Source organism: Pseudomonas sp. PvP100 (genome assembly GCF_017833055.1).
Lineage (GTDB): Bacteria > Pseudomonadota > Gammaproteobacteria > Pseudomonadales > Pseudomonadaceae > Aquipseudomonas > Aquipseudomonas syringae.
The window spans coordinates 1,033,070-1,055,085 of the sequence record NZ_JAFIBO010000001.1 but is presented as its reverse complement, the minus strand read 5'-3'; the positions used below and the strand labels follow the sequence as shown (position 1 = coordinate 1,055,085).

The following is a 22,016-nucleotide window of genomic DNA, read 5'->3' as shown; positions in this document are numbered from 1 at the left end:
GATTTATTCCTTCGAGTTTGCCGGCTGATCCAGCCAGTTCTTTAGAGCTGCCCTTGCGGCTTGCCCGTCATCGCCCTGACCCAGTTTGTCGATCGGCGAAAGGTTGGTTTGCACAGTTAATACACCGGCATTGCCGCCCATTTTGGGCAGGTTCTCTTTCATGCGGCATTCGTCGCGCGTGTAGATGCCGTTTTGCACCATCCCCGAATACAGCGTTGCCCGTGCGGCGCTATCAGCACGCATCAAGCCTTCAATGGAAAACTCGGGGTAAATCTGACGGCGCTGTGCAGGCGCCAGCAAACTGCGACTGATCCCTTCCTCGATGCGGCGCATGTAGCTGCGCAGCGTGAAGGTCAGGAATCGAAGCAACTTCTGCTCAAGGCCGGTCCCCCAATTCGATGCCTTATCGCTGTAACCGACCAACGTCGGGTCCACCATGTAAAAGCGACAGATCTCTTCGGCGCTGTACTCTCGAGATTCCAACAGCTGAGCGTCCACTGGATTGATACCAATCACCTTGGCGGAAACACCCTTTTCCAAAACCGGTGATTTACCGGCATTCATCGCCCCGCTGATGCGTTGGACATAGTCGCGAAAATCGTCGCGCTGCTGCTTGTTCAGCGTTGCATCAACCTCAAAGGCCACGGTTTGGTGCATGCCGTTTTTGAACGTGGAGCTCGCAACATCCTCGGCCGACATTGCCGCGCCGAATACGTCTGCGCCGTAGGCGATGGGTGAGAGCCCGATTTGCCCATCCAGAGAGAACGCAGGGATATGCATCATGCTGCTGCCAGCAATATCGCGGAGCTGCCCGTTTTTTTCCCGGTATCGGTAAAGAATCTCGCCGTTGTCCGCGACATCCAAATCCATGCGGTTGGGCAACAGGAATTCAAGCGCTACGATCCGGCCGCTTATACGGATGATCTCGACAAAAGCGTTACCCCGAAGCAGCATCGAAGCCACTACGGCCTCCCAAAACTGCACAGCAGTCATGCGGCTGTTCGGGTTGGTGTTAAGAATCCAATGCAGGTCATTGTCACCGGCCACCTCACGACCGCCATCAGGCATGCGCCGGTATAGGCCGAGCGGCAGCGTTGCGATCGTTTCGGAGATAAGGCGCACGCAAGACCAGCAAGCGGCCAGGCGCATGGCTTTGTTGATCGTCACGGTTTTGCCATTGGCGGATGTGCTGCCCACGGTTTGCGCCCAAATTCCGGAAGCGCTGCCGGAGAGCGACCTGCCCACCCAATCGATTATTGATGACCGAGGCGCGTTGATTGCACCGCTCAAAACGGATTTGAAAGACTTAGCCACCGGTCAGTCCCCTTCGAATGAATGCTGCCGCTACGAAGCACGAAGAAGCAGCGGCAAGAAGCGCCCAACCCACGCCAAGCAGTACGTAAACGCCTGCCACCGCAAGGGCAAAGCCCAGCACTGCAGTCAGCAGGTAAATGATTGATGCTGTGTTCATTCGAATATTGGGTCCCGGATTGAATCCATGAATCGGTCCACGCCGCCATCGCCAGCAACGACTTGCATCATCGCCCGCCCGACCGACATGATCAGAGCAACAGCGCCATCGATCTTGTTGTCATCGCCCTGTTTGATGGGCCGTACTACGTCGTCGTTACCGGGCATGTTTTTGCCGATCACGTTGCCGATACACCAGGTCATTATCGGATTGCCGTCATGGTGGAACCTTCCAGCGGTGATAGCCGCTTCCAGCTCTTTCATGGCGTCAGACATGTTGGTGTAGTTCTGGGTGATGGTGATCGGGTTGAAACCTTCGTCATCGAGGTCATGGCTCAAACCAGTAGCACCGTGTGGGTCAATCGGCGACTCGCGTAGCGGTGCGTGCTTGTTCGCCTCTTTGGTGTCTTCGAGGATTTCGCGGTAATCGATTTCGGCACCATCGGTAACCTCCAGATGTTTGGAGTTCAGCCATGCCTGAAAGCGCTCTGACATGCGCTTGTTGTCGCTGTCATAAGCCGTGTCGTATGGCACCCAAAACTTGGGAGCCACGCTGTAATAGTGAGTCTTTCCGTCGATCACCCTCCAAAACAGGCGAGCCCTTGAGTTCATGTCCAGCTTTCGCGCAAGGTCGAAACCGGCGATCCACTCTTGCCCCTCGAATTGATCAAGCGTAAGGGAGGTGTCCTCGCAGGCCTTCCAGTCCTGCATGTTGAAGAAGCCAGACTTGGCGCTCACCCACAGGTTGAGGTGCTTCGTTTTGAAGGTGTTGGTGAACCGAGCCGAGCGGATCGCCCGCGCCTGCTGGCTTTCCAGATACTCCTGGAACACTGACACACCGTGGTTAGGGTTTGCCTTGGCCAACATCTTGGGGTCGGTCCAGTCGTCGCCCTCATCAAGCGTCCAGATCCAGCCGAACAGCTCATCGTCTGGGACAGTGCCCTCCAGCATCTCAATGACCTGGCGACGCTTGTCGTAGCAGGGCCCCTCGATATCGGCGCCGGAAGTGGTGATGATGAACATCAGCGGTTGCCGGCGGGCGCCCATACCGGTGAGCATGGTGTCGTACTGAGCCGAGGTGCGGTGCTCATGATATTCGTCCACGATCGCGCAACTGGGTGATGCGCCGTCACCAGGGTCACCTATAAGTGGCTCGAAGCGACTGAAGTCAGACGGAATATTCATGTTCGAGGCGTTGACCTCGATGCCCGCCGCTTGGACCAGCATGGGTGACTTGGCCACCATCAGTTTCGCAGGGCGGAAAACCTCCCAAGCCTGCTTCTCAGTGGTAGCACCTGCGTACACCTCGGCGCCGTACTCACCATCCGCAACGAACATGCTGATGCCGACACCGGCCGCAACTACCGACTTTCCGTTCTTGCGGGGAATCTCCCAATAGCTCTCACGAAACCGGCGGTACCCGCCCTTCTTCTTGACCCACCCGAAGGTGACGGCGAGACCGAAAAGCTGCCATGGCTCAAGGCTGATTCGCTGACGCTTGAACGCCCATTCACCCTTGGTATGCGGCAACAGCTGAATCAGCTTGAGTTTTTTCTCAGCCTTCGCCGGATCGAACTTGAATCTGAACCCGCGCTTGCGGCTGGCTGCCATGTCGTCGAAATGGCGCTGCACTGCCTGATGGATGTAGCGACAAGCTGGCACCTTCCCGCGTAGCAGAGACCTACCCCATACCATCGCTTTATCAACGTTGGGGTGGGCAGACTTGGCCATTCAGGATCTCAATAGTTCGGCGAATTCGTTGGTCTCTTTTTCCTTGTTTCCTCCGATCAAACGTGTGCGGTTGGCCGGGTCAAGGCCGAGCATCGCCCCGAACGTCACCATTTGCCGCATCGTTTCGTTCGCGGCGGTCAGTGCCGGGTTTTTCATCGGTCCACCGGTGGCACCAGTAACCACGATGCCGTGGGCCTGGACTGACTCCTGTGCCATTCGCCAGTTGTCGTACGCAACGCAGAACGCTTCGACGTTGTGTAAATCAGTTATCGCGACCACGTTTTCACGCAGAAGCTCGGGAACAATCATCTTCCACATCTGCGAAGCGCGGTCGCTGAGCCATTCGGGCGGATCAACATTTGTGATTTTCGAAAAAGCGGGCTCGGCCTTATTCAGCGCGCGTTTGCCGGGATTTCCGGCTAGTGCTTTCTTGGCGGTCGGCTTGGGTTTGCGACCACGGCCGGCGACCGTGGCGGTACCTCCCATCGCGCAACTCCAGAATTTTTAATTTCGCGGGTGTAAAAAAACGGCTGAGGGCGCGGTCTAGAAGCCAAAGGGACCAGACTTTTGACCCTCCCCCACCGCACCAGACTGGTGCGCGCACCATATAGGTGCATTTTCGTGAAATCTGACGAGAATCGTTCTCGTTTCGGTCAGCGCGGCCGGGAAGCCTTTGTGTTGCCCCACCCGCCGTCCTCTGTCGCCGTCTTCGTGCTGTGGCATGGATGACACATGGCCTGCCAGTTGGATCGATCCCAGAACAGGTCCATGTCACCCTTGTGAGGAACGATGTGATCAACGTCTGTCGACGCTGTGACACGTCCAACGCGATCGCACTCTACACAGAGCGGATGCTTAGCCAAGAAGCCCTTGCGCGCCTGTTGCCACTTGTAGCTGTAGCCGCGCTGGCTGCTGGTCTCGCGTTGCTTCTCCCGCTGCTTCACTTCGAACTGCTTGCCTACATCCTTATGGGCGTCACAGTACCGAGGGTTCCGGGTCAATGTGTTGCAGCCCTGGGCATTGCATGGCTTCTGCGGCCTCAACGGCATGGTGTACCGTCCAGGTAGGTGCGGGGCTGGGTATCGGGGTCTTCCGATTCTTCTTCACTCAGTGCGTCGATCAGCAGCGTCTGTTGCTCTGCCATCCGCTGTAGCAGTTGGGTCTGCTTCATCTGCTCCGCCAGGATCTGGCTTAGCAAGGAGTTGCTGTGCTCGTTCATATGCCACCTTGCTCCACTTCTTGATCCACTCGCGCCGAGCGGCGCAACCGTCACAGCTCATTTTTAGCCCGCGGGTAATTGGTTGGTAGTTAAATTGCTACTGGATAGCGTAATATTTTGATTTTTGGCTTTAGGAAACCCAATGGACAACACACTAAAATGGATAGGTGCGATAAGCGGCATAGCGCTGGGATGCGGTAGCGGTGCGTTCGCTTACCTACAATACTCACAACAACAGTCGAGAGAGATTGGCCGCATTGAGGCGGAGAATAGCTACCTCCGAGATCAATCCACTCAGCTAAAACAGGAAAATGCCAGGCTGCTGAGCGAATACAAGGAATTGAACACTGCATATCGTAATAAAGAAGTAGAAATATCGTCAGCAAAATCCGAACTTTATGCAGTACAAAATAACGAGTGTGGCAAAATCTGGAACAAAATCTTGGGCTTAGAAAACAGCCTCAGTTGGGCGGGCATTAGAGGTTACTCACAAGAACAAAGGCAGGAGTTACGAGCAGGGATAACAGAGTATAAAAAAACGCATGAGGTGTGCCTCGCTTCACGAAAGTAACCGCCACGTTCTTATCGACTCTTGCTGCGCTGGATCTGGGCGTCGACCTGATCTGCGCACGTATCCAGCAGTTTGATGGCCTGATCCTTCAGCTCCCACACATCACCGTTCGAGCGGAGATCAGGCTCATCAGCGTTGATGCGCTCGCAAGGGACCAGTTCAGGGGGCTCGATTCGAACCGCTGAGGTTTTTGTTACTACCATTGGCTTTGCCGCGCAGGCCATCAGGCAAAGGCTGAGCAGCCCAATCACGAACGGGCTTGCTATTGCGCTTAAGGCTTTCAAATTCTTTCCTCGCCTGTTTAGCTTTGGCTTCGCTGGCCTTGATCCGCTGGTTCAAGTCCTTCAGATATGCTGCGTTGCGCTGGGCTTCTGTTCGCAACGTGGTGATGGTGGCTTGGCTTTCTGTATTGGCCGCGATGGCTTCGTTCTTTCTCTTCGTCTCAAGCTGCATAGCACCGCTGAGGGCGACGACGCGGTACTGCTGGATACCAACAAGCAGCAGGCCAACGAGACCGATGATGATTGCAGCAGCGATAGCCTTCATACGGAGTCCACCTTACGGCCAATGAACCGTGTCACCAGTTCGCGTATGGCGGTAACGCCAAGAAAGCCGATGGTTCCACCGGCGGCTACTGACAGGCTGGGAGGCCATGCCATCCACTCGATCAAGCTCGAAGCAACAAGACTCAACGCACCGCAGATCAACGCTTCAAAGAAGATCCGGCGTTTGCTGGTTTCTTTCGCGTCGTAAAGGATGCGCAGTAGAGAGACGATGATGGCCATGATCGCGCCCTGCCATAGCGGATTTGATAGGGCCATCCAGAGCTTGGCCCAGGTGTCTGGCTTGTCGGGCATAGTGCGCATCCGGTCTTGGCCCTTTCGGGATCTATAAACGAAAAAAGGCCCGCCTTTATGGCGAGCCTAATATCAGACTGAGTAAGTTACATCGCTTACTAATGAGGAGTATGCACCCGGCTATGCAAGTGCTTAAGGCTTGGGCCTATTTGGCTTCTTACCACCATCTGGGTTGGTGATAGGGTCGTTCGTCAGTTTTGGCTTTTCCACCTTGCGGCAAGGATCTTTTTTCTTAGCAGCTTCTACAGCGTCATCTTTCGAAGAATACTGCTCTGGAAGTAATTTTCCGCGACAACGTAGCCGCCAGAAGTCCCCTACTTCCTCAATCACATATCCATTTACTAACACAGAAAACCTCCCTAGTTCTCGAAACTTTTACAGCAACTAATATACGGTGCTTAGGACACGTTTTGCTCATGCCTAACGTAGGGTGCCGCGCTGGAACAGCTGAACACCGTGCCATGAAAACAGAGCTATTCCATATGGACAACTCTTTTTTACGCTGCCGAGCGAACACCCTCCAAATAGCAATCCACCCAGGCTGCACCAGCCTTGATCAGTTCGCGCGCCTTACCCTCGCTCATCGCGAAGTGACGACCGACCCGGATCGCTGGCCACTTCGCACCGTAATAGAACCAGACCATATCGCCCATCTGCTGATGACGAGCGCACAGACCAGCAACGGCGGCGTCCACAAGGCCGGCCAGCTCGTCGGTGATCACATACGACTTACCGGGCATCGGCATGGCATCCCGCATCAGGGCGAGCGTGGGCGAGGCGTAGCTGGGCACGCCCATACCATCCATCCGCCAGTACCCCCACTGCTCGAGCATATTTTCAGTTTCACCCAGCGGGCGGTGCAGCGTGTTGCGAGTCATCATGGTCAATCCCCTGTGTAATTCGATCCACCGGCACCGCGGCGGTTATTTCGTTCGTACTGCTCGGACTCCGCGCTGTAAGGCTTACAGAGATGAATTCTCCGGAATCGGTCAGCTGGATCCTCATGCTCAAGAAACTTTACCCGTGCATCTGAGGCCTGCAGGCGCATGCTCAGTTGCGTCACCAGCTCGTCCAGCGGCAACGCTTCACCCGTCTCGGCGGCGACCCAGCCCGAGGCGTTGCACTGCACGCATGCCAGATCGTGGAAAACACCCTTGATTACTGCGCGACCTCGGCAGGCCGAGCACTGGGCCATGTCCAGTCGGGCGGCACGGAAGGCAGGTCCATGGCTCTTTTTCATAGGCGTTCACGACCCTCACTCGCAGCGGAGAAACCTTCGGCGTAGCCCTCAACAGCCGCACCGACCAAGAACATAACGACGACGATAGTTGCGGCCCCCCCCGAATCGAACAAGACCGCCACGCCCATCCCGCCAACGCTGAGAAGGGTGACGTAGTGCTGCCAGAGGCTGACGCTCGGCCTAAAAAGGTCATGACTTATCATTTTTAAACCTCGCCTTTTATGGATTCGTGATCGCGCTGGAAGCCGCGCCGTTAATGGCCTCGACTGCATTCTGCGAATTTTCGTTTCTAGTCAGGGTCGAGCGGTGAATGCGGCTAAAGCCTTTCCCGTCTAACCATTCGTGCCACTTGTTCAGCGCGTCACGCTTGAGCAGTTCAGCCGAGGTGTGGATGTAGGTCTGCACGTTGCGGGTCAGCGTGTGGTTCACCAGCATCTCGCCTATCAGGAAGTCGACGCCCAGATCAGTCCAGCCGGTCCGGGCCACTTTGCGCAGGTCGTGGCTCGTCCACTCACCCTTGCCCAAGCGGGCGAATACGGCACATGCCTGGCTATCGCTGATCGGCCCACGGTTGCGAGCCGGGAACATGTAGGCGCCTTTGTAGCCCTTCGATGACTGCCAGTCCCGATACCGCTCCAGCAGCGCGCAGGCTTGATGGGTCAGCGGTAGCCGATGCTCACAGCGGGTCTTGGTGTTCTCGGCAGGAATGAACCATTCGCCCTGCTCACCCAGAGTGAGGTGCGACCAGCGGGCCTGCCTTGTCTCGCCAGCACGCGTGCCGTGACACAGCATCATCAAGGCCAGCATGCAGTCCTGCGGGTGCTGGTCGAATCCTGCAGCAAGGTCACCAAGCACCTCTTCCAGCTGAACGGCCCGCAGGCGCGATGGTTTCGGCAGGATGCGGGCCTTGGTGAAATCGGTGAACTTGAAACCGGCAACCGGGTTCTGGGCGATCAGACGAAGCTTTTCGGCCTGGCGGAAAGCGACCACCAGCACGCCCCACATCAGCCGGACGTAGGAGAGTGACATTTCGGCCTGCATTGGCCACATCACCAGCTTGTCCAAGGTGGACCGGTCCACATCGGCAATGAGCAGTTCGGACAGGCGCGGCTTGAGGTGGCAGGTGATGATTGAGGTATTCGTGGCGCGGCGCTTTGCCGACAGGCTGCGCTCGGTGGACTGGCGGACCATGAACCACTCCAGCAACTGGCCAACGGTCTGCAGCGTGCCGGCAGCGGCAGAAGCTTTCGGGTCAGTCGCAAGGCGCTCCCGGATCTTCGGCAGAGCGTTGATCAGGCCTTTCACAGGTAGCTCTGGGAAGCCGGCGATTTTCTCCCACTTTTTGCCCACCACCAGGTGCCAGGTGCCGCGCTCACGATTCTGATGAAACCGGAAGTAGACGCCCGGATAGCGAGCATCGCGCAGGTCGCGCACTTCTGAATTCGCTGCCTGCCGGCGGATTTCCGCATCCGAGAACGAAGTAAGCAGGGTCTGGCTCATGCGGCCACCACAGTCTGAGGAAGTCGGAGGTATGCGCGGATTTGCTCCATCGCGTCGAAGTGACCACGGCAGATGATCGCCAGATAGCCTTGCAGGTTGAGCTGACGTATCCACTCGTACTGGCTGCCCGAGACAGCGGCATCGTTCGGCGGCGTGGCCTTAAATTCGATGTACAGGCCGAAGTACCCACCGCGGGCCATCGGAAGCACAAGATCGGGCACACCGGCGCGCACACCCTGCTCTTTCAGCTTGATCGCCACCAGCTTGTGCCGGTGGCCACCGTTGGGAACGTGGTAGATCAGAGCCGCCACCAAGGGCATACGCAGCTTGATCTCGCGCAGCAATGCGGCCTGCTCCAGGCCCTCACGGTCGACCGACTTGGCGCGGGTACGCTTCGGTTTGAACAATGTCATTTCGGCGGCCTTCATGGTTTCACCATCCCTTCACGAATCAGCGCGTCCTGGGTGCGCATGACTCCCTCGGCGTGGAACAGGCGGACTTCGTTACGACTCAGCACCGCCGGGGCTCGCAGTCGGCCATCAGCGATGTCGTGGCAGTACGCGCACGCCCAAGCGGCCTGCAGATCGTTTGGCTTGATGCCCATGCCGCAAGTACCAGCGAGCCGGTAATGGGCCAGCACCGTGGTCGAGGATTCGCTCGAGCAGCCTGGGTAACGGATCTGGCATTCGCGGTCGCGCGCCGCCTTGGTGAGTTTGCTCATTGCGTGTCTCCGCTGCGCCTGGCACGGAGTTCGGCCAACGCCTTGTTACCCACTTCGGGAGTTATTGATTTGCCGGGCGCTGCGAGCTGCGCCACTGGCACGGGCGGCAGTGCTTCACCACGCCAGATCTTGCGGCACTGCTCGAGGTATTTCTGCTCAAACCGGGTCATGCCCAAGTCGCGAGGAAGCGTTTGCAGGCTAAGGAACCCAGCGGCAGCAGTGGCGTGATAGATCGCTGGGTGAAACCACTTACCGCGCCCCTCCATGCCTGGGTGTGAGTTGCGCAAGGCCTGCGAGTAAGCAACCTCAACGCTTGGCAAGCCCAGCCCTTCGGGGGCAAAACACCAGCCCACAAACACACCTGGCGCTGGAACAAAAGCCGATTTGCTCGCGCTGACCATGCGCATACCGTGGCGCAACTGATCCATCGAAGTGATGCCGGAGCGCATGAACTCGGCAATCCACTCGAGCTTTGAGGCATCCATGATTTTCTGGTTTGGCCAGGACTGGCGCCACGCGCCGCACGCTCCCTGCAGCCGAAGGAATAGTTCGTCGATAACCTGCTCGGTTGCAGGATCAATTTCGACGGCCACGGCTGGTGCTGGGCGATAGGCTGGATCGGTTGTCCGGTTGTGGACCAGATAACCAGCTCGAACAGGACCGTTCACAGGATCACCCCCTTGGACGCCCAACTGCTGGTTCCCTCGGCACCTTCCTCTGACTCTGGCAAATTCCCCTTGGCCCGCTCCCTCACGTACCAGCCCACCAAGCGGTTACACCAGCCGGCGGACGTATCTACGATTTTATTCCTGGCCACAAACCAGCCGATGAAACTGCGGATCAGCGCGTCAGAGATATCGGTTGGTTTGACTCCAGCGATCTGAGCCTGGGCGATCAGGTAGCGGCTATCCGGTGTCCAGTCGGCGAACATGGCGAAGCGCTGGCGATCGTCGGTCGACTCCAGGGCCTGCTTGCCCTGTTCGTCGATAACTTCCGAAATATCGCGCGGCTGCTGCTGTTCGGTTAATTGATGGTTAAGTGACGTATTGGGTGCAGATTTCGCACCCCGCTCTGCCGAATTCTGCACCCCGTTCTGCTGTAATTTGCACCCCGTGCCGTCATCTGCACCCCGTTCAGTGCGGGGTGCAGGATTTGCACCCCGCTTTATCGGCAAGTCATAGACGACTGGGCGTCGGTCATGACGTTCGATGTACACGGCGGCCAGCGCCTGATTGCCTGGAACGATCAGTTCAGACGCCCTCAACAGCTCAAGTTTGGAACGGACTGTGCGCTCGGAAAGGCCAGTGTCTTCGCTCAGAGTGGTGGCCGAAGGGAACGCCCCGCGTCCGTCAGTACTGGCGTAGTTGGCCAGGCACAGCAGGACGTGCCTGGCGCTGGAATCGGAAAGGGTCACGCGCGGGATCTGTAGCGCCCACGACATTGCTTGAACGCTCACAGTGCTACTCCAATCGTTCTGCCTGTGTTGCCTTGCTCAGGTCTGATGTGCATAATCCGTCTCGCAAAGTTGTGAAGAAGCCGGTCTAGCCACCGGCTTTTTTTTGCCCAAAATTCAGGCGTTGTAGGTGTCCGGCGCATCCGTGGTAGCTTTCTGCTTCCACACAACAAGGTCACGGAGACCGGACATATGGGATTTTCAAAGATCAATTACCAACGGACATGGATTGACAAAGTTGACCAGTTTGAAAAAGAACTCCGAGAAGACCCCGAAAAACGCTGGGGCGGGCGAGTAAACGGCCAGGAGTTTCGGCAGGCACTGGGGAGCTACAAATTGGTATGCTTCGCAGAGCGGCTTCGAAACGGGGACATTGCTACTTGGGATCAACAGCCCCAAGCCGAGCTTCTTCGGCTCTACCTCATCAACAAGCATCACTGGACCCTGGAGCAGGCTCGCCAAGTACAAGACGAGAAGGATTTTCTTCTTGTTCTACGCAATGAGCTGGAGCAGCTAAAGCTGAATGCTGCTGAGGCAGATCCGGTGAAAAACTCCGTAGGATATCGGGAAGGGTTTCTTGACTTCGCTGATCACTACGAGTCGAACTCATAACCTCCGAAAAACGCTTGGCTGACTCTCGCCAAAAGTCGGCCTCTTTGTCATGCCAAGCGGCTTTTTCTTCGCGCGTAACATCTTCAGGCCATAGCAGGATGGGGAAACGGAGACCATCAAGTACCGCGATACCAGCAAGAATTTGAGCTGCAGCCTCCGTTGTGGTGCCTGTTGCTCGAGCGCAAATCGCCTTCACCGCAATCTCACGGTCGCCGTAAGTGAGCTCGGTAGCTTCCGTGCGATCGCATGGGTGCTCTGATGCTTGGGTGTGATCTAAATTGCTTTCACTCATGCCTTACTCCAAGATTTTTACTGGATGAATCAACAGCCCATCCGCTGTACTACCTGCCCTACCCGCCTGAGCGGATAATTGCCGTCACGCCGCTGACTTGTTCGGATGCGCTTCGGCGAGAAGCCAAGCGGCCTCAAAAGGCTTTCCTCTAGCCGCTGCGAGCGCTGAGATTCGCTCGGCGTAACGCGTTTCGCCGGTGTACTCGGTACGGGGCAGGCATTCGGCGGTGAGCCATTTGTAAACGGCACGCGGGGTCTTCCCGCAAGCCAAGGCCACCAACGGAACGCCGCCGGCGTCATCAATCGATTTCTTTAGCGGGCTCATGTGGCCTCCGGGTCAAATATGAACTTACAGTACATATTATGTCGGAACTGAAAGTACATGCAAGCGCGTGCAAAACTGAACCTATGGTTCAGATAGAAGAATTAAGAGCTGCTTTTGCGGCTCGCCTAAAGAAAGCGCTGGCAGATAACCACGTCGAAACGTGGGGCGCTGGTGTTCGCCTGTCAAAAATGACAGGGGTCACGCCTAAAGCGGCCAGTAAATGGCTGAACGGAGAGGCAATTCCAGGCCCTGCAAAGATGAGGGCGCTGTCTGAGGGGTTGAATACGCCCCTTGGCTGGCTTCAAAACGGTGCTGATGAGGCTTCAGTCGATCGCAAAGCAGTTGCCAGCGAGCCATCAAACGTCGCCATGATTCATCAGCCTGCGCAGATGTACCGCTACCCCGTAGTGAGCTGGGTCGCTGCCGGCGGCTGGTCGGAAGCTGTTGAGCCTTACGCGCCAGGTGCTGCTGATGAATACGACGTGTCTGACTACCAGGCCAAGGGCCCAGCTTTCTGGCTGGAGGTCAAAGGGGACTCTATGACGGCTCCTACTGCCCCTTCGATTCCGGAGGGCTCGCAGATCCTTGTGGACACCCGCGCAGAGGTGCGCCCAGGCAAGCTGGTGATCGCGAAGCTGGCCGGCAGTAACGAGGCGACGTTCAAGAAGCTGGTAGAGGACGGCGGCGTCAGATACCTGAAGCCGCTGAACTCGGCCTACCCTACGGTACAGTGCGCGGACGATTGTAGGATCATCGGTGTGGTGGTCAGATCGCTGACGAAATTTGCATGAAAGCCGAGCCATATGGCGCGGCGGGAATTCGTAGGAGTACCAGTCATGGGATTGACGAAGCCAAATCAACAATTGGCACGCGACCTACAGGGCCTCGCCTCTGACTTGAAGTGGTCGGCCGTGGAGTTGCTGCGGATCGTCGAGCGATTGAGCCTAGCGGGTAACGAGCCTGATGCCCAGGCCATTCTGAAGATGATCATTTTGTTCCAGGCCGACGAGGACAAGCTGGCTGGGTATGTAGATGAGGTTAGGCAAGGACGGATTGTGCGGGAGCGATCTGAGTAGCCGGGTCATCTGGTCCATCATTATGGAATGTGAAATGAATGTCTTTAGAGTCGCGGTCCTGATAGTCGTTTCCCTTATTGTCTCAAGCTGCGCCAGCAAGCCAAAAACTGAATACGAAAAAAAAATCGAAGCGATCCCAATGCCAGCGACGGAAGCCGAGAGAGCTGAGCAATGTCGAGCAGTTCAGGATCTCGCAAGATCGGCTTTTGTGGACGACGCGCTTCACCGCGCCCAGCGCGCAGACCCCGGCCCTGGCCTCCCGATTTACGATGAGTCTGTATATCCAGCGCTTATGCGACGCCATCATGCAATGAATTGCCCTAGCTTTAATTTTCTAAAGTGGTGAGCGCATGGCGAGAACAGGGTTTCTGGAGCAAGGCCGGGGCCATCGCCTGGCTGGCGTTACTCATGATGATTCCTGGCGCTTCCGACTCGGCCTGGTTGGGCGAAGGATCATCCGGCCGCAAGCGGGTCTTCAGTTCGGGCTTCGTCGTATTGTGCGTTTTCGTGGCTGTGGTTGAGCTGATAGCGCTGGATCACTTCTATGGTATGCGAGTGCGGTGAAGATACGGCGGATAGTGCGTGTGCGGCCTGGGTAGGCCGGGTAATCTGGTATGGCGTTCCGTTAGTAGCACCCATTCAGGAGTCTTTATGAGAAACAGGATGTTGGTAATTCTAGCGGTGGCAGCCATGCCAGCCCTCGCCTCTGACAAAGCTGGCAGGTCCCTAAGATGTAAAGGCTCCGTATGAGGAAATCTATTTTTTTTCGCAACTACTCGACGGGACTTCAGCGATAGGGCCGGGCGTCTCTAAAGCGGAGAGCAGTCGAATCACTCCGCCGCATCTCCCGTCATGCCGGTCAAGATACGCCTCATAATCTTTACCTGCCTCAGGAGTAAATACTCGGGTAGGTGGCACACAAAACGCTTGGTCGGTGACCATTTTCATCAAGACCACAGAAGGGGCTCCTGCGGGGATAACAAACTCTGAGTACGACTCGCCATAGCTCAGATGATCGCTCCTCCATGACGCAGGCATTCCTATGCTTCGTTTGGTGTGTTGTCCTATGGTGGAATTGACCTTATCTGCAACGGTATAGCCGTAGGCAAAAAGAGGTTCTTTGCTCGAAGCGCAGCCTTGCCCAGGATTGATTGCGACGGGCAAACCGTTGTTTCCGAAAAGACGGATCCTTGCAGAGGTTGCCTGATCGTAGGGCTGCTCTTGTATAGGCTGCTCATAATTAGTAGAACCGCAGCCACTAAGCAACAGCGCAGAAAAAAGGGTCAGCAATCGGATGTTCAAAAACAACTCCTTGGTTCAGATATCAAACCGTTATCGGCAAGTTTTTGAATACCTAAATGTCCCTGCCGAAGCAATCGGAAAGCAATCTTTAGAGGATGGCTTTGAAGGGGGGGCTCTGCGCCTCCCGATGCATCAGGCGAGCAAAAATTGCAAAGCTGCCGGGGCAGCATGGACGGGTGCCTGTTTAACACCACAAGTTGCGTTGTGCAGACGCGTGCTTTCGTTCTACCCCTCCCACGCCGCCACTGCGCGGACTTTGCTGTCACAACTACAGCGACGCTGCGTCTATCCCTGCCAGCCTTAGCGATTCGGCCAGAGAAGGATCGAGCGCGACCTCGCCAGTTGTCGACGCCGCCTGATTGATTCCTACAGTTCGGTACTTGAGAACCTTCCCAGCAAGCATCTGCTTGAGAATCTTCTTAGCCTTATCGCCGCCCGCGATGGTATATGGGCTCATCATCTGTGTGGCATTGATCATGGCCTGCTCTTGTGCGTTTTTGACGATGGCAGCCTGTTCGGGGGGCAGGTTCAGAACGTACTGCGGCGCAGCAGGCATTAGGCTCACTGGCGTTTCCTGGGGCGTGATAGTCCATGCTTCGTTTTGATCTATCCGCAGCTGCACTGTGCCTACCGGGATCTTGAACCTGCCGCCAGACATGACACCTACATATACCTCCCCGCCCTCTTTTCGCACGACCGGATAGAATTTCAGTGTGCTTGTAATGATGCTGCTACCTGCAGAAAAGTCCCCGGTTGTCACCATCATGGTGGTCTTGTCTGTGAATTCGTCAGTGCTGCCAGTGGCTTTCCATACAGCCCCAGAGGCGCATCCGCCGAGGGCAAAAGCGAACACAGACAAAGCGATAATCCCTTTCATTTCCAGCTCCAAAATTTGAGTCGGTCGATTGTAACAGAGAGCCATTAATTCACAGGGCCCGCCACCAAGCGGGTTTTTTGCACCCACATGAAAATTATGTACTTTTGGTACTTGACCAAATATGAACTTGTAGTTCATATTCTGCCTATCGCAGCGATTAACCGCAGCGACACAAGACTGGTGAAGCCGCCAGATAGCACGGGATCAGCGAAGTGATCTCCCAGCCCCGGATAACGGGACCGACTGGACGAAGCTCTTTACAGAGAACGGAATCACCTGTTGGACAGCATCACTGAAGCACCTGGCTTGCCGGGTGCTTTGGGATGACAACCACCGAGTAAAACGTAATGGACACCACCATCGTATGTGGGGCATGGAGAGGCCACCTCGGCCGTGGTCTTGCGCCGCGAGAGTTGCAGTTTTTGTTGTCAGCCGCCCAGGGCTGCACAGCCAAGGAAATCGCCCGCACGTTCGGCATCGCTCCGGGCACGGTCGTTAAGCGGCTATCAGTCGCCATGTTCAAGCTGGGCGTGAATCGCCAGACAGCGATGATCGCCGAGGCCATGCGCCGGCAGATCATTTCTCCGCTCTGCCTGTTGTTCATGTCGGTGATCGTCCTGCACGCGGTGCTGGGCGATGAATCGATGAGGCGCGAGCGCAGAGCCCCCGAGTCACGCCGGGGCGGGTACGAACAGAAGATCAGCCGTAAGGGCTCGGACAAGCTGAGGCCAGTGGCGGCGATCTGCTGAGCATGAATTCGCTGGCTGGCCTTGGCGACAAAGCAAGACGGGAAATCAATAGGAGGCAAAAAATGGCTCAGTTCAATATTGATTCACACTTGAGCAATGGCAAGCGTTTGGAGTGGCTTGCACTTGCTGATGCCGGTGAGCTACCAGAAGCGGTACTGCAGCAGGTCAAGCAAGCGGCAGTAGGAAAGTTCGGCGAAATCGTATCCTCCAAGCGCTGGGGACACGCTGAGAAGAGTAATGGCTACGTTGTCGTGATCATGGAGGCCTGAACAACCAGCTACACGTCAGCCTGACGAAAACTGCCCGAACCCTGTCATAGCGCCAGGCTGCATCGGAGTGTGATCTGAAATCGGATCGGAATGCACGTTCAAGTCGCGCCGAGACCCTGAGCGCCCGGACAGGCAGATCACACCCCGATGCGGATGAGTTCAAACCGTTAAATCGGCCCCCTGCATCACCCTCCCCCAAATCAAAACGACCGCATCGGCAGGTGCCAGGCCAGTCTCACGGCTGGGTTTGGTCACCCGCGCCTGGCATCTGGCCAATGCGGTCAAGGAGCCTCACATGCATCAGACAATCAGCCAGCGTCGTGCAATCCTCGAAGGCCTGCGCCAGCGCTGCAACCTTTCCACGGCCGAGTTTTACGACAAGGTCGGCCGCAAGAACCCGGCAGCTCTGCCGCGCTTCACGGTCGTGCCGAACGGCAATAACGAGTTCGGCATCGTCGAGCGTTCGACCGGTACGGTGCGCGGCGTTCATCGCGGCCACAGCGCGGCTTGCAAGGCCGCTGATCAACTGGAAGCCCAGCCTGTACGTCAGCGGTCGTTCGCCACTCACATGCTGCGCTGGACTGCTGCCATCGCTACCGGCCTGGCGCTGTTCGCGCTGTACGGTGCCAGCTGATGATCAGTCCAGAGCTGAGCACGATTCAGCGCAACAAAGAGCGGTCCGCCGTCCTCGAAGCTGAGGTGGCTGCATTCCTGAAGCGCGGCGGCGTGATCGAAACAAAAAAAGGCTTTCCGTCGAAGCCCAAGCCAAGGCAGTACGGGCGGATGACTCCTCCGCCCGCTCGCCCGCCTGCGCCTAAGCACCGAACCAAGGAAGCTCTCCGCGCAGCGGCGCCGAAAGACGCTATTCAAGACAGGTGCCACGCCCGCGCCGAGCAAGTGGAAGTCGTCCGCAAGCTTGCCGAGACGATGACGATCACCGATGTCATGCGCGAAACCGGCCTGAGCATCTACAGGCTTCGGAAAATGGCCCGCGTGCATGGCTTCGAATACAAAGCGTTCAGCCCGGCTTCCAACCTCATTCCGTATCAACACGATCCGGTAGCAGACGCGTTGAACGTGGTCCGGATCAAAGCCGCCCGCGACCGCGGTATATCGCGGAAGGCCGCCGTCGTCGAACTCGGACTGAGTAACACGATGATCAATCGGCTGATTCGTGAATTCAACATCGACTACCCGCTGCAAGGGCCAAGCCTAAGGAGCTGATATGGCACTGACCCCAAAGCAGCGGAACGAGCGCGCGGCGCTTAAGCGGCAGAAGGCCGGGGAAGAGGAATTGCGTCTCAGGGTGCGGCCCGGCACCAAGCAGGCGCTGGCTGAGCTGATGAAGTGGGCTGGCATCGAGGAACAGGGCGAGGCGCTGACCCTGATGATTCACCACCTTCATGCGCTTGGTCCGGTTGAAGCGCTGCGTTTTCTTCAGGTTCCGCGCCACGAAATCACTGTATCTCCGGTTGTGGCGCGGAAGTTGGAGCTGGCTTATCAGCGTGAGGCTTTGCGTATCGGGCGTGATGAGTAGCCGGTTAAAGCTGTGATTTCAGATGACTCAGATAGTCGACCGCTGCTGATTTCTCGTTAGGGCCGCCCGGTCCATTGCTGCCAAGCAGTGACGATTGTGCATTTTCAAACGCCTTGAATGAATTCATGGTCATTGGTGATGACTTCAAAACAGCCATAAGCAGATGTTCCAAAGCATCAATTTGTGCCTGATTACTCATGTACCACTCCTTTATCCGGCTCTATGCCGGCCAACATCTATAGCTCACCCCCAACCAATTTGCCACCACCGGACACGGAGGGCGGCGCATGCATGGAGAAACGCCATGAGCCAGTTCTACCTGCAGGACAGCCGAAGCCATGTTGGCGACGGCCTGACGTTCTGGGCGCTGGGCGGCGGTTATACGACCAATCTGGACAAGGCTGAGCTGTTCACCGCCGAGCAGGCAACCACACACCGCGACACCGACATCCCATGGCCGAAAGCCTATATCGACGAGCGCGCGCATCTGGGCGTCGATCATCAGTACATCAGCAAGACCGACTCGGCAGCACAGCCGACTGAGGGATGCCAGTGCGTTTTGCAGATCCAGCAGCAATGGAACGGCAACGACATTTTGTTTGCAAAGTGGCCCATCAGCGGCACTGACCGGCTTGAGCGCGCGCACCGAGTGACCCTCGAAGCGGCTATCGCTATCGGCGACGATGAGCTGACCATCTGGCCGCTGGACTACATCGTCGCGCGCGCCCGGCGCCTGGTGCATCGGCAAGACGTAGACCTCAAACAGGCTCTGCGCGGGACCGGCATCAAACCGCCCAAGCCACGCCGCGTACGCAAACAGGTATTTAACTGTCAAGGCTGCGGACGCTTCATTCCTGTCAGCGAATGCTATTTGTCCGATTGCAAAAACTGCGGCGCGGACAACTGTCCCTAGCCCCGCCTTCAGCTATTGCGCTGAACGCTTCGGATGCAATGGGCAGCTAATAAACCGCTTCTACTTTACACGCGTTACGTATCTAGCAGCTCCAGGGCAGCTAATCACTAACGGCTGGGCATCATCTGCTGGTTCTTTAGACCAAAGAAATCGGTATTCGCGCTGAGTCGCGTACTTGTCTGGTGGCTTTACGAACCCTACAGGACCAGGCGTCGGTTCCACTCCAACCGTCATTCGGTCTTTATAAATTATGGCGCGGTGCATCCCGCAAAGCACGCCTACCCGGGCATGGAGACACAGGCTGATCGCGTGGAAAAACTCATGCACATTATCTATCTTCACGCAGTATTTCCCAAACGTATTTTGCAATGTATCAGATTCAAAACCGATCGTTGTGCATAATACATAAGCGTGACGAAGAACCATGGTAGCAGACCCTGAACTTATAGTTATATTCTTCGCGCCCGGAGGCATATTAATTCCTATCCTAGCAGCGATACTTACAAGGTCTGGATCGTCCCCATCTCCAGTAATAATAGGGCCAGTCGAATAAAAATCATGGCCTTCGTGAGGATCCCCCTGTAGCGGGTCTTCGTACTGTCGACACTTTTCTAAAGTGCTTATATAAATTTCACCTCGAGCAAAATCATCCGCATGCTTTTCCTCATCTAAATATCTATAAACCGAACCAATTTGGGGAGTAATTGGAGCGATCAAATTAGTCCCTAGTTTTGCCTTATCGTTTACTGACTCATTCTGCCCCGATATAGACCTAGCTTTCGTGTTCCACCATTGCCCCTTGCGTCCCATCTGTTACTCCTTTTCGGTCAAAATACCGGGAAACACACCAATACCCCACTTCAACGACTCACGCCACTCTTCGGAATCGATTATGAGCCAGCTCCACCAGATACTGGTAGGCGACTGCATCGACATGATGCGCACGCTGCCAGATGAAAGCGTGCATACGTGCGTGACAAGCCCGCCCTACTACGGTCTGCGTGACTATGGCGTAGACGGCCAGATCGGCCTTGAGGAAACACCTGCCGAGTTCATCGCTCGGTTGGTCGACGTGTTCCGCGAAGTGCGCCGGGTGCTCCGCACTGACGGCACGATCTGGGTGAATATGGGCGACACATACGCCTCCATAGCTGGGGGCTATGCACATGGTGGGTCAGCAGGCAAGCACGACATGGTTTCTCAGGCTACGCGTGGAGCTGTGCTGCGTGGCAAGCGGCGATCGCCACCGATGGGGCTCAAACAGAAAGACTTGATGGGTATTCCCTGGCGCTTGGCGTTCGCCCTCCAGGATGACGGCTGGTATCTGCGTCAGGACATCATCTGGCATAAACCAAACCCTATGCCTGAAAGTACCCGGGACCGGTGCACAAAGTCACACGAATACCTGTTCTTGCTGAGCAAGTCGCCTCGCTATTACTACGACCAGAATGCGATCAAGGAACCTGTAGCACTCAGCTCGATCGTGCGAATGGCTCAGGATCTCGAGCAACAACATGGCAGCGATCGAGTGCCAGGCAAAGCCAATGGGCCGATGAAGGCAGTGCGCAGCAGGCGGGACAGCTTCAAGCGGGAAGACTCGAAGCGGGAGCAGGTGATTCCAGGCCAGACAGTCGGAACTCATCGACCTGATAGAAGTGACAGCGACTACCCGCTGGATATGCGAAACAAGCGCAGCGTGTGGACGGTTCCAACGCAGGGATTCAAGGGCGCCCACTTCGCCACCTTCCCGCCCGACCTGATCAGGCCCTGCATCCTGGCCGGTGCACCGCGCGGCGGCGTGGTGCTAGACCCATTCGGCGGTGCCGGTACCACGTCGCTGGTTTCGATGCAGGAAGGACGACGCTCAATTATCTGCGAGCTGAACCCAGAGTACGCCGCACTGGCCCGCGCTCGTATCGACAAGGCCTGGCTGGATGGTGCGGCGCAGATGGATGTTTTTAGGGACTTTTTACCCGCTGCGAAAATTAGCTCCTTAGATAGTAGGAAACTAGGGCCACAGTGATACCGGCAAACAAACTTAAGAAAGCTGAAATTAACAATCTCGTATTGTCGGCCCGTCGTGTTTCAAAAAATTCGATACCTTTGGGCCCAATATAAAAATAAATACTCTTATCTTCTAGACCGCCCATCACATGTGCTGACTCGTAGACTTGTGGACCTGGCCCTTGCGAATAAGCCTGAAAAGTGTGAGCAATCTTTGTATCTCTGAAGAGCTCGTCTGCGGAGGGCATAGGACCGGTGTACCCGATATATGCCGAATTCATAAGTGCAATAAGCGGGTAGAAATCATGGTGATCATGGTGATGCCGTTTGACTGACTTGAACACTTCAGAACCCGGCAGGGAGTTTGAACCGTAAATTCGCTTCAGTAGTCCGCGATAAGAGCTTCTCATTATTTTCTCCCAATCCGACTCCATGTCGGGCAGCACACCAATACCCCACTTCAACGACTCACGCCACCCCGGCTAGGATGAACCATGTCCGAAAAAACCATTGACCCGAAAAAGCTCGAGCGGGCTATCCGCAAGATCAAGCACTGCCTGGCGCTTTCGCAAAGCTCGAACGAGAACGAAGCGGCCACAGCGATGCGCCAGGCGCAGGCCCTGATGCGTGAGTACCACCTGACCGAGACGGACGTGAAGGTGAGCGACGTTGGCGAGGTTGAATCCTCGATTTCGCGAGCTGCGCGCCGACCGTTATGGGATCAACAACTGAGCGCTGTTGTGGCCAAGGCGTTCAACGTCAAGGCCCTCCGTTACACACACTGGTGCGAGACCAAAAAGAACCGCGTTGAGCGGGCCAAGTTCGTGGGGGTGAGCCCTGCCCAGCACATTGCTCTCTACGCCTACGAAACTCTTCTTGCGAAGCTGACCAAGGCTCGAAACGGTTACATCGCTGGAGTGCGTGCTGGGAAGTTCCGGAGCTGCTATTCCGCCCCCACTGCCGGCGATCACTTCGCCATAGCCTGGGTATTCGCGGTTGAGAGCAAGTTGCAAGAGCTTGTGCCGCGTGGTGAAGACCCGACAACGCCAGAACACCAAAGCGCAGGACAGGGGCTGGTAGCAGTAGAAGCCCAGCACCAAGCGCTGATCGAGAGCTACCTCGCAGATAAGCAGATCGGCAAAGCCAGGAAGGCCAGAGAGGCAGAGCTCGACCTCAACGCCCAGATCGCCGGGATGCTGGCAGGCACCAAGGTCGACTTGCATGCAGGCTTGGCCAGCGGGTCGGAGCAAGCGGTTGCGCTCGCGTCCAGTTAGGTGCTGTCTGCGCACCGCGGGAAGG

General features: G+C 56.5%; 35 protein-coding genes. 15 read left to right on the top strand and 20 right to left on the bottom strand.

From position 1 onward, the window contains the following. Positions 1–3: 3 nt before the first annotated feature. Entirely contained in the window at positions 4–1,149 is a 1,146-nt protein-coding gene (locus JOE39_RS04625) for a phage portal protein (protein ID WP_245227513.1), read from the bottom strand. Here JOE39_RS04625 and JOE39_RS26260 point away from each other — a divergent pair. Further along, entirely contained in the window at positions 1,148–1,459 is a 312-nt protein-coding gene (locus JOE39_RS26260) for a hypothetical protein (RefSeq protein ID WP_235668560.1), read from the top strand. The two genes, JOE39_RS04625 and JOE39_RS26260, sit on opposite strands and share 2 nt — an antisense overlap. A gap of 8 nt (positions 1,460–1,467) precedes the next feature. On the opposite strand, the gene JOE39_RS04615 is transcribed toward JOE39_RS26260, so the two are convergent. From JOE39_RS04615 to JOE39_RS04600, 4 genes are all read right to left on the bottom strand, one after another. Beyond that, the gene (locus tag JOE39_RS04615) at positions 1,468–3,201 is read right to left on the bottom strand and encodes a terminase large subunit (RefSeq protein ID WP_210077805.1); all 1,734 of its coding nucleotides are present in this window, start codon (positions 3,199–3,201) and stop codon (positions 1,468–1,470) included. Then, entirely contained in the window at positions 3,202–3,687 is a 486-nt protein-coding gene (locus tag JOE39_RS04610) for a phage terminase small subunit P27 family (RefSeq protein WP_074806320.1), read from the bottom strand. A 167-nt stretch (positions 3,688–3,854) separates the two neighbouring features. Continuing rightward, a complete protein-coding gene (locus JOE39_RS04605; protein WP_210077807.1) occupies positions 3,855–4,250 on the bottom strand; it encodes an HNH endonuclease signature motif containing protein in 396 nt (131 codons plus the stop codon). Further along, a complete protein-coding gene (locus tag JOE39_RS04600) occupies positions 4,241–4,420 on the bottom strand; it encodes a hypothetical protein (RefSeq protein ID WP_031596451.1) in 180 nt (59 codons plus the stop codon). The genes JOE39_RS04605 and JOE39_RS04600 overlap by 10 nt, the downstream gene beginning before the upstream one ends. 142 nt (positions 4,421–4,562) lie before the next feature. Between JOE39_RS04600 and JOE39_RS04595 the strand changes: the two genes are divergently transcribed. Further along, positions 4,563–4,991 carry a hypothetical protein gene (locus JOE39_RS04595; protein ID WP_031596453.1) on the top strand — a complete coding sequence of 143 codons (429 nt, stop codon included), beginning with the start codon at positions 4,563–4,565 and terminating at the stop codon, positions 4,989–4,991. 11 nt (positions 4,992–5,002) lie between these two features. On the opposite strand, the gene JOE39_RS26255 is transcribed toward JOE39_RS04595, so the two are convergent. From JOE39_RS26255 to JOE39_RS04550, 10 genes are all read right to left on the bottom strand, one after another. Continuing rightward, the gene (locus JOE39_RS26255; RefSeq protein WP_050512914.1) at positions 5,003–5,194 is read right to left on the bottom strand and encodes a hypothetical protein; all 192 of its coding nucleotides are present in this window, start codon (positions 5,192–5,194) and stop codon (positions 5,003–5,005) included. Then, a complete protein-coding gene (locus JOE39_RS04590; RefSeq protein ID WP_210077809.1) occupies positions 5,151–5,537 on the bottom strand; it encodes a hypothetical protein in 387 nt (128 codons plus the stop codon). Before JOE39_RS04590 ends, JOE39_RS26255 begins: the two co-directional genes overlap by 44 nt. Next, the gene (locus JOE39_RS04585) at positions 5,534–5,857 is read right to left on the bottom strand and encodes a phage holin, lambda family (RefSeq protein WP_080718930.1); all 324 of its coding nucleotides are present in this window, start codon (positions 5,855–5,857) and stop codon (positions 5,534–5,536) included. Before JOE39_RS04585 ends, JOE39_RS04590 begins: the two co-directional genes overlap by 4 nt. Before the next feature lie 488 nt (positions 5,858–6,345). Beyond that, positions 6,346–6,729 (bottom strand): hypothetical protein, encoded by a 384-nt coding sequence (locus tag JOE39_RS04580; RefSeq protein WP_010439553.1) that lies wholly within the window; start codon positions 6,727–6,729, stop codon positions 6,346–6,348. A gap of 2 nt (positions 6,730–6,731) precedes the next feature. Continuing rightward, positions 6,732–7,088 (bottom strand): hypothetical protein, encoded by a 357-nt coding sequence (locus tag JOE39_RS04575; protein ID WP_210077811.1) that lies wholly within the window; start codon positions 7,086–7,088, stop codon positions 6,732–6,734. A gap of 219 nt (positions 7,089–7,307) precedes the next feature. Beyond that, positions 7,308–8,588: a site-specific integrase gene (locus JOE39_RS04570; protein ID WP_032662035.1), complete on the bottom strand. Its 1,281-nt coding sequence runs from the start codon at positions 8,586–8,588 to the stop codon at positions 7,308–7,310. Continuing rightward, entirely contained in the window at positions 8,585–9,016 is a 432-nt protein-coding gene (locus JOE39_RS04565; RefSeq protein WP_032662037.1) for a VRR-NUC domain-containing protein, read from the bottom strand. The genes JOE39_RS04570 and JOE39_RS04565 overlap by 4 nt, the downstream gene beginning before the upstream one ends. Further along, entirely contained in the window at positions 9,013–9,309 is a 297-nt protein-coding gene (locus JOE39_RS04560) for a DUF1364 domain-containing protein (protein ID WP_032662039.1), read from the bottom strand. Before JOE39_RS04560 ends, JOE39_RS04565 begins: the two co-directional genes overlap by 4 nt. Further along, positions 9,306–9,977 (bottom strand): replication protein P, encoded by a 672-nt coding sequence (locus JOE39_RS04555; protein ID WP_137983606.1) that lies wholly within the window; start codon positions 9,975–9,977, stop codon positions 9,306–9,308. Before JOE39_RS04555 ends, JOE39_RS04560 begins: the two co-directional genes overlap by 4 nt. After that, a complete protein-coding gene (locus tag JOE39_RS04550; protein WP_050511491.1) occupies positions 9,974–10,750 on the bottom strand; it encodes a helix-turn-helix domain-containing protein in 777 nt (258 codons plus the stop codon). Before JOE39_RS04550 ends, JOE39_RS04555 begins: the two co-directional genes overlap by 4 nt. Before the next feature lie 204 nt (positions 10,751–10,954). Between JOE39_RS04550 and JOE39_RS04545 the strand changes: the two genes are divergently transcribed. Further along, entirely contained in the window at positions 10,955–11,374 is a 420-nt protein-coding gene (locus tag JOE39_RS04545) for a hypothetical protein (RefSeq protein ID WP_032662044.1), read from the top strand. Positions 11,375–11,750: 376 nt separating this feature from the next. Here JOE39_RS04545 and JOE39_RS04540 read toward each other — a convergent pair whose 3' ends face one another. After that, positions 11,751–11,990, bottom strand: coding sequence for a hypothetical protein (locus JOE39_RS04540; RefSeq protein ID WP_003364215.1), 240 nt, complete (start codon positions 11,988–11,990; stop codon positions 11,751–11,753). Between the two features lie 83 nt (positions 11,991–12,073). On the opposite strand from JOE39_RS04540, the gene JOE39_RS04535 reads away from it, so the two are divergent. From JOE39_RS04535 to JOE39_RS26505, 4 genes are read left to right on the top strand one after another with little or no spacing between them, the layout of a single operon-like run. Then, the gene (locus JOE39_RS04535; RefSeq protein ID WP_032662046.1) at positions 12,074–12,781 is read left to right on the top strand and encodes a S24 family peptidase; all 708 of its coding nucleotides are present in this window, start codon (positions 12,074–12,076) and stop codon (positions 12,779–12,781) included. A gap of 45 nt (positions 12,782–12,826) precedes the next feature. Continuing rightward, positions 12,827–13,066, top strand: a complete 240-nt coding sequence (locus tag JOE39_RS04530) for a hypothetical protein (protein WP_016567843.1) — start codon at positions 12,827–12,829, stop codon at positions 13,064–13,066. A gap of 34 nt (positions 13,067–13,100) precedes the next feature. Next, positions 13,101–13,412, top strand: a complete 312-nt coding sequence (locus tag JOE39_RS26510) for a hypothetical protein (protein WP_032662048.1) — start codon at positions 13,101–13,103, stop codon at positions 13,410–13,412. Then, entirely contained in the window at positions 13,409–13,630 is a 222-nt protein-coding gene (locus JOE39_RS26505) for a hypothetical protein (RefSeq protein ID WP_210077813.1), read from the top strand. Before JOE39_RS26510 ends, JOE39_RS26505 begins: the two co-directional genes overlap by 4 nt. Before the next feature lie 192 nt (positions 13,631–13,822). Here JOE39_RS26505 and JOE39_RS04525 read toward each other — a convergent pair whose 3' ends face one another. After that, a complete protein-coding gene (locus JOE39_RS04525; RefSeq protein ID WP_129112388.1) occupies positions 13,823–14,368 on the bottom strand; it encodes a hypothetical protein in 546 nt (181 codons plus the stop codon). Between the two features lie 268 nt (positions 14,369–14,636). Beyond that, on the bottom strand, positions 14,637–15,245 hold the full coding sequence (locus JOE39_RS04520; protein ID WP_032662050.1) for a hypothetical protein: 609 nt from the start codon (positions 15,243–15,245) through the stop codon (positions 14,637–14,639). A 347-nt stretch (positions 15,246–15,592) separates the two neighbouring features. Here JOE39_RS04520 and JOE39_RS04515 point away from each other — a divergent pair, with 347 nt between their 5' ends. From JOE39_RS04515 to JOE39_RS04495, 5 genes are all read left to right on the top strand, one after another. Then, positions 15,593–15,994 (top strand): helix-turn-helix transcriptional regulator, encoded by a 402-nt coding sequence (locus JOE39_RS04515; protein ID WP_003364229.1) that lies wholly within the window; start codon positions 15,593–15,595, stop codon positions 15,992–15,994. A 62-nt stretch (positions 15,995–16,056) separates the two neighbouring features. After that, positions 16,057–16,263: a hypothetical protein gene (locus JOE39_RS04510; RefSeq protein WP_057407353.1), complete on the top strand. Its 207-nt coding sequence runs from the start codon at positions 16,057–16,059 to the stop codon at positions 16,261–16,263. 295 nt (positions 16,264–16,558) lie between these two features. After that, positions 16,559–16,897 carry a hypothetical protein gene (locus tag JOE39_RS04505; protein WP_032662052.1) on the top strand — a complete coding sequence of 113 codons (339 nt, stop codon included), beginning with the start codon at positions 16,559–16,561 and terminating at the stop codon, positions 16,895–16,897. Continuing rightward, positions 16,897–17,487, top strand: a complete 591-nt coding sequence (locus JOE39_RS04500) for a hypothetical protein (RefSeq protein ID WP_210077816.1) — start codon at positions 16,897–16,899, stop codon at positions 17,485–17,487. Before JOE39_RS04505 ends, JOE39_RS04500 begins: the two co-directional genes overlap by 1 nt. A gap of 1 nt (position 17,488) precedes the next feature. Beyond that, positions 17,489–17,800 carry a hypothetical protein gene (locus JOE39_RS04495; RefSeq protein ID WP_210077818.1) on the top strand — a complete coding sequence of 104 codons (312 nt, stop codon included), beginning with the start codon at positions 17,489–17,491 and terminating at the stop codon, positions 17,798–17,800. 4 nt (positions 17,801–17,804) lie between these two features. Here JOE39_RS04495 and JOE39_RS04490 read toward each other — a convergent pair whose 3' ends face one another. Next, positions 17,805–17,999 carry a hypothetical protein gene (locus JOE39_RS04490; RefSeq protein ID WP_210077819.1) on the bottom strand — a complete coding sequence of 65 codons (195 nt, stop codon included), beginning with the start codon at positions 17,997–17,999 and terminating at the stop codon, positions 17,805–17,807. Between the two features lie 105 nt (positions 18,000–18,104). Here JOE39_RS04490 and JOE39_RS04485 point away from each other — a divergent pair, with 105 nt between their 5' ends. Next, positions 18,105–18,713, top strand: a complete 609-nt coding sequence (locus JOE39_RS04485) for a hypothetical protein (protein ID WP_210077821.1) — start codon at positions 18,105–18,107, stop codon at positions 18,711–18,713. Positions 18,714–18,773: 60 nt separating this feature from the next. Here the strand turns inward: JOE39_RS04485 and JOE39_RS04480 are convergent, their stop codons facing one another. Beyond that, positions 18,774–19,523, bottom strand: a complete 750-nt coding sequence (locus JOE39_RS04480) for a hypothetical protein (RefSeq protein WP_210077823.1) — start codon at positions 19,521–19,523, stop codon at positions 18,774–18,776. A gap of 82 nt (positions 19,524–19,605) precedes the next feature. Between JOE39_RS04480 and JOE39_RS04475 the strand changes: the two genes are divergently transcribed. Both JOE39_RS04475 and JOE39_RS04470 read left to right on the top strand, forming a co-directional pair. Continuing rightward, entirely contained in the window at positions 19,606–20,736 is a 1,131-nt protein-coding gene (locus tag JOE39_RS04475; protein ID WP_210077825.1) for a site-specific DNA-methyltransferase, read from the top strand. A gap of 475 nt (positions 20,737–21,211) precedes the next feature. Next, a complete protein-coding gene (locus JOE39_RS04470) occupies positions 21,212–21,991 on the top strand; it encodes a DUF2786 domain-containing protein (protein ID WP_198701164.1) in 780 nt (259 codons plus the stop codon). Positions 21,992–22,016: the final 25 nt, after the last annotated feature.

What these genes read in the sequence shown, in the direction of transcription:
- JOE39_RS04570 (WP_032662035.1), bottom strand. Translation starts at nt 8,588, where the DNA reads ATGAGCCAGACCCTGCTTACTTCGTTCTCGGATGCGGAAATCCGCCGG.
- JOE39_RS04540 (WP_003364215.1), bottom strand. Translation starts at nt 11,990, where the DNA reads ATGAGCCCGCTAAAGAAATCGATTGATGACGCCGGCGGCGTTCCGTTG.
- JOE39_RS04495 (WP_210077818.1), top strand. Translation starts at nt 17,489, where the DNA reads ATGGCACTGACCCCAAAGCAGCGGAACGAGCGCGCGGCGCTTAAGCGG.
- JOE39_RS04545 (WP_032662044.1), top strand. Translation starts at nt 10,955, where the DNA reads ATGGGATTTTCAAAGATCAATTACCAACGGACATGGATTGACAAAGTT.
- JOE39_RS04575 (WP_210077811.1), bottom strand. Translation starts at nt 7,088, where the DNA reads ATGAAAAAGAGCCATGGACCTGCCTTCCGTGCCGCCCGACTGGACATG.
- JOE39_RS04535 (WP_032662046.1), top strand. Translation starts at nt 12,074, where the DNA reads ATGGTTCAGATAGAAGAATTAAGAGCTGCTTTTGCGGCTCGCCTAAAG.
- JOE39_RS04510 (WP_057407353.1), top strand. Translation starts at nt 16,057, where the DNA reads ATGGCTCAGTTCAATATTGATTCACACTTGAGCAATGGCAAGCGTTTG.
- JOE39_RS26510 (WP_032662048.1), top strand. Translation starts at nt 13,101, where the DNA reads ATGAATGTCTTTAGAGTCGCGGTCCTGATAGTCGTTTCCCTTATTGTC.
- JOE39_RS26260 (WP_235668560.1), top strand. Translation starts at nt 1,148, where the DNA reads ATGGCTTTGTTGATCGTCACGGTTTTGCCATTGGCGGATGTGCTGCCC.
- JOE39_RS04550 (WP_050511491.1), bottom strand. Translation starts at nt 10,750, where the DNA reads ATGTCGTGGGCGCTACAGATCCCGCGCGTGACCCTTTCCGATTCCAGC.
- JOE39_RS04600 (WP_031596451.1), bottom strand. Translation starts at nt 4,420, where the DNA reads ATGAACGAGCACAGCAACTCCTTGCTAAGCCAGATCCTGGCGGAGCAG.
- JOE39_RS04485 (WP_210077821.1), top strand. Translation starts at nt 18,105, where the DNA reads ATGAGCCAGTTCTACCTGCAGGACAGCCGAAGCCATGTTGGCGACGGC.
- JOE39_RS04595 (WP_031596453.1), top strand. Translation starts at nt 4,563, where the DNA reads ATGGACAACACACTAAAATGGATAGGTGCGATAAGCGGCATAGCGCTG.
- JOE39_RS04480 (WP_210077823.1), bottom strand. Translation starts at nt 19,523, where the DNA reads ATGGGACGCAAGGGGCAATGGTGGAACACGAAAGCTAGGTCTATATCG.
- JOE39_RS04565 (WP_032662037.1), bottom strand. Translation starts at nt 9,016, where the DNA reads ATGAAGGCCGCCGAAATGACATTGTTCAAACCGAAGCGTACCCGCGCC.
- JOE39_RS04500 (WP_210077816.1), top strand. Translation starts at nt 16,897, where the DNA reads ATGATCAGTCCAGAGCTGAGCACGATTCAGCGCAACAAAGAGCGGTCC.
- JOE39_RS04470 (WP_198701164.1), top strand. Translation starts at nt 21,212, where the DNA reads ATGTCCGAAAAAACCATTGACCCGAAAAAGCTCGAGCGGGCTATCCGC.
- JOE39_RS04605 (WP_210077807.1), bottom strand. Translation starts at nt 4,250, where the DNA reads ATGCCGTTGAGGCCGCAGAAGCCATGCAATGCCCAGGGCTGCAACACA.
- JOE39_RS04515 (WP_003364229.1), top strand. Translation starts at nt 15,593, where the DNA reads ATGGACACCACCATCGTATGTGGGGCATGGAGAGGCCACCTCGGCCGT.
- JOE39_RS04580 (WP_010439553.1), bottom strand. Translation starts at nt 6,729, where the DNA reads ATGATGACTCGCAACACGCTGCACCGCCCGCTGGGTGAAACTGAAAAT.
- JOE39_RS04585 (WP_080718930.1), bottom strand. Translation starts at nt 5,857, where the DNA reads ATGCGCACTATGCCCGACAAGCCAGACACCTGGGCCAAGCTCTGGATG.
- JOE39_RS04590 (WP_210077809.1), bottom strand. Translation starts at nt 5,537, where the DNA reads ATGAAGGCTATCGCTGCTGCAATCATCATCGGTCTCGTTGGCCTGCTG.
- JOE39_RS04475 (WP_210077825.1), top strand. Translation starts at nt 19,606, where the DNA reads ATGAGCCAGCTCCACCAGATACTGGTAGGCGACTGCATCGACATGATG.
- JOE39_RS04615 (WP_210077805.1), bottom strand. Translation starts at nt 3,201, where the DNA reads ATGGCCAAGTCTGCCCACCCCAACGTTGATAAAGCGATGGTATGGGGT.
- JOE39_RS04625 (WP_245227513.1), bottom strand. Translation starts at nt 1,149, where the DNA reads ATGCGCCTGGCCGCTTGCTGGTCTTGCGTGCGCCTTATCTCCGAAACG.
- JOE39_RS04560 (WP_032662039.1), bottom strand. Translation starts at nt 9,309, where the DNA reads ATGAGCAAACTCACCAAGGCGGCGCGCGACCGCGAATGCCAGATCCGT.
- JOE39_RS04490 (WP_210077819.1), bottom strand. Translation starts at nt 17,999, where the DNA reads ATGAGTAATCAGGCACAAATTGATGCTTTGGAACATCTGCTTATGGCT.
- JOE39_RS04610 (WP_074806320.1), bottom strand. Translation starts at nt 3,687, where the DNA reads ATGGGAGGTACCGCCACGGTCGCCGGCCGTGGTCGCAAACCCAAGCCG.
- JOE39_RS04520 (WP_032662050.1), bottom strand. Translation starts at nt 15,245, where the DNA reads ATGAAAGGGATTATCGCTTTGTCTGTGTTCGCTTTTGCCCTCGGCGGA.
- JOE39_RS26255 (WP_050512914.1), bottom strand. Translation starts at nt 5,194, where the DNA reads ATGGTAGTAACAAAAACCTCAGCGGTTCGAATCGAGCCCCCTGAACTG.
- JOE39_RS04530 (WP_016567843.1), top strand. Translation starts at nt 12,827, where the DNA reads ATGGGATTGACGAAGCCAAATCAACAATTGGCACGCGACCTACAGGGC.
- JOE39_RS04505 (WP_032662052.1), top strand. Translation starts at nt 16,559, where the DNA reads ATGCATCAGACAATCAGCCAGCGTCGTGCAATCCTCGAAGGCCTGCGC.